Annotated in this window: 4 protein-coding genes; 1 reads left to right on the top strand and 3 read right to left on the bottom strand. The window is 66.1% G+C overall.

The genetic code is table 11. The features are described 5' to 3' along the window. On the top strand, positions 1-743 hold a 743-nt coding region (locus OXU42_10665), incomplete at its 5' end, for a Gfo/Idh/MocA family oxidoreductase (protein ID MDE0029846.1). A gap of 141 nt (positions 744-884) precedes the next feature. Here the strand turns inward: OXU42_10665 and OXU42_10660 are convergent. The 3 genes from OXU42_10660 to OXU42_10650 form a co-directional block, all read right to left on the bottom strand. Next, complete coding sequence (locus OXU42_10660; GenBank protein ID MDE0029845.1) at positions 885-1910, bottom strand: Rpn family recombination-promoting nuclease/putative transposase; 1026 nt, start codon at positions 1908-1910, stop codon at positions 885-887. Positions 1911-2051: 141 nt separating this feature from the next. Continuing rightward, positions 2052-2570, bottom strand: a complete 519-nt coding sequence (locus OXU42_10655; protein MDE0029844.1) for a tripartite tricarboxylate transporter TctB family protein — start codon at positions 2568-2570, stop codon at positions 2052-2054. After that, positions 2567-3129, bottom strand: a 563-nt coding sequence (locus tag OXU42_10650; protein ID MDE0029843.1) for a tripartite tricarboxylate transporter permease, incomplete at its 5' end; no start/stop codon positions are given. The genes OXU42_10655 and OXU42_10650, both read right to left, overlap by 4 nt.

Raw genomic sequence — 3129 nt, 5'->3', positions numbered from 1 at the left:
TGCACATGACCGCGTTCAACCACCGCCACATCCCGGCGCTGGCCTACATGAAGGAACTGCTGGACGGCGGCTACGTAGGCGAGCGCGTGTACCACGTGGAGAGCCGTTGGTTCAGCGAGAACCGCGCCACGCCGGGCCTGACCCACTACTGGCGCCACCAGCGGGAGCTGGCGGGCTTCGGCGTGATGGGCGATATCGGCGTGCACGTCGTGGACCGGATCCGCTGGCTCGTCGGCGAGTTCGAGAGCGTCTGGGGCCACGCCGACACCTTCATCCCGGAGCTGCGGGACGGGGACGGCACGCCCCGGCCGGTGACGGTGGAAGACAGCTTCACGCTCCTCGGACGCCTCGCGGACGGTGCCTCGGCGTGCGTCCGCCTGAGCGCGGTGGCGCGCAAGAGCAACTACCAGAACCTGGAGGTCTACGGCGACGCCGGCATGCTGCGCTTCGTCTTCGACCGCAACGTCAAGGGCTGGATACGCGGCCAGCTCTGGGGCGCCCGGGGCGACTCCCGCTCACCCGAGGCGTTGGAAATTCCCGACCGCTACACCCGGGGACTCGACGACTCCGACCCCCAGCGCGCCCAGGGAGAGTTCATCTTCGCCAAGCTGACGCGGGATTTTCTGGACGCCATCCGCAACGGCACCCCCGCCGCACCGAGCTTCGCCGACGGCCTCGCCGCCCAGCGCGTACTGGACGCCGCGTTGCGGGCGGCGGAAGAAGGACAGTGGGTCCACGTGTAAGGTACTCGACAACGTTGCCCCCGCCAGCATGTCTCCAGAGTGGGAAGGCCGCCTCAAAGAGCTTGAAGATCAGGTGAGCGATGCCAGCCGATGGCCGAAGGACGCTGGCGAGACCGGGCGCTTCGTCGATAGGGCATCCGATCATGCCGGCTCGTCGCGCTGCGCTGCCACGGCGAGGCGCTCCTTGAGAGCGCGGAACCGGGCTTCGTCGATCCCCGTTGCCGACGTGATCACATCCCAGCCCACGCCGATTCTCAGAAAGCCTTCCACCGCCTCTACCTTGCCGCGCTGCAAGCCTTCTTCACGACCTTCTTCCTTGCCCTCGGCTTTGCCCTCCGCTCGGCCCTCTTGCTTACCCTCGGCTTTGCCTGCAGCCCTGCCCTTTGCCCAGCCTTCTTCCAAGAGTTCTTGAGCGTATGACATGATTCCTCCTCCTTGGCCGCCTTGATGGCGCCGCAGCGCTTCGTCGAAGGCATCCGCTGCCGCTTTGTCCGGCATCGAGAACAGATAGACAGCGATTGTCCGAATATAGTCCACCGTGCCAACGGAAACCAGCGACGCCGCCAGTTTGGCAGCGATCTCCAGCGCCGTGTCCGCGTGCCGGCCGAAGGCCGCCATCATCAGCAACTGCACAATGCGGCCCATGGTGGCGCCTTCGACGTCGCCGGGGTCCAGCCTCGTCTGGTCCAGCAGCACGTGCTCGAACCGGGGCACCCAGGGCCAATCCCGGACCGCCCCGGGGAACAGGTCCGCGAATTCCGTCGAGTGCTGCCAAGCGCGGCCTCCTTGATAGAACACCAGCGGCACGACCGGCCGCAACTCCGTACGCCGGGGATCGTCCCGCAGGTCTGCATCCCAGATGCGGCAGCAGTACTTCAGCAGCCGGTACCGCATCCACACATCCGGCGTCGATTGATGCTCGAACAGCAGGTAAAGCCGCAACCGGTCCGTCGCCTTCCCGTAGTTGGCCTCGAACAGCAAGTCGGATTCGCTCTGGCGCAGGTCATCGTCCACGAAAGTTCCCTCCACCAACCGCAGGCTGTCCCAATCGACGTTCTCACGCAGCTCCCGCGGCACCGTCAACTGGAGCAGGCCGGCGGCTTCCGCGGCGTCGGAGAAGACCGCGCGAAACAGCCGGTCGTGGGGGTGTTCGATTTCATCTGCCATGAGGTGACCCTCCCGGACATGGACTCCATGCGTGCCAGTCCTGTCTGTCCTATGGAGAGTCATCGGCACTCCGCGCCGGAACTTGAACCCTGTTCCCGCGCGGAGGGCGACACCGAAACGTGAGTTCCGGCGCCGGGGCTGCTACAGGGGCGGAATGAAGGCGCCGAAGATCACGCCGGGGAAGAGGTCGACGGCCAGCGTCTCTTCGAAGATGAAGTAGAAGAAACCGAGGGCGAGCGCGGTGATGAAGGCGGTCCCGGGCCAGCCGATGCGGCCCTGGAAGTGGGTGAAGAGCACCGCGAACAGGAAGGTGGACACGTAGAACCCGGAGATGAAAACCAGTATCCCGAACACCGTGAACCACACGAACATGCGGACGATGAGGGCGAACTCCCCGGCCTTGGGTCCCTGCTGTGCGGCCGACTCGGCGTCGTCGTCGGCACCCGCGGCCGAGGTGAGGACGTCTTCCAGGCTCACCTCGAAGGCGCTCATGATGCGCGGATAGCGCTCACCGGCGAGGCACAGCGCCGCCAGCACCAGGGTCGGGAACGCCAGCACCAGGGGCACGAAGCCCGCCATGCCGCCGTAGGAGAACGACCACCCGAAGAAAAGCGCCGCGGTGCCCACCAGGATCACCCCGAGAAGCGTGGACCCTTTCATGACGACGCCCTCCTTCTCCGGCTGGACAGCCACGGCAGGCAGAGCATGAGGATGCTCAGGATCATCAGCACGATGGTGACGGGGCGCGTGAAGAAGATGGCGTAGCTGCCCGCGGAGATCTGCAGGGACTGCACGAAGGAAAGCTCCGCTCGCACCCCGAGCAGAAATCCGATGACCAGCGTCACCAGCGAGAAGCCGAAGCGGTTGAACGCAAAGCCCAGGATGCCCGCGGCGATGGCGATACCGATGTCCCAGACGTTCTCGCGCGCGGCGTAGGCGCCGCCGACGGACAGCAGGAAGGCGGCCGGGACCACGAAGCCCACCCGCAGGGTCGTCACCCGCGCAAGGATGTCGGCGCCGAAGGCCGCCATCAGGCTCGCCAGGAAGTTGGAGATCACGAAGCCGAAGATCAGCACGAACACGATCTCCATGTGCTCGCGCACGAAGAAGAAGCCGGGCTGGAGACCGTGGAGGATGAAGGCCCCCAGGAGCACGGCCATGCCCGCGCTGCCGGGGATGCCGAAGATGATGGTGGGCAGCAGCGCGCCGCCGTCCTTGG

It is taken from the genome of Deltaproteobacteria bacterium (genome assembly GCA_028818775.1).
Taxonomy (GTDB): domain Bacteria; phylum Desulfobacterota; class Binatia; order UBA9968; family JAJDTQ01; genus JAJDTQ01.
The sequence above is the reverse complement of the archived record's forward strand: the minus strand, read 5'-3'. Positions and strand labels throughout refer to the sequence as shown.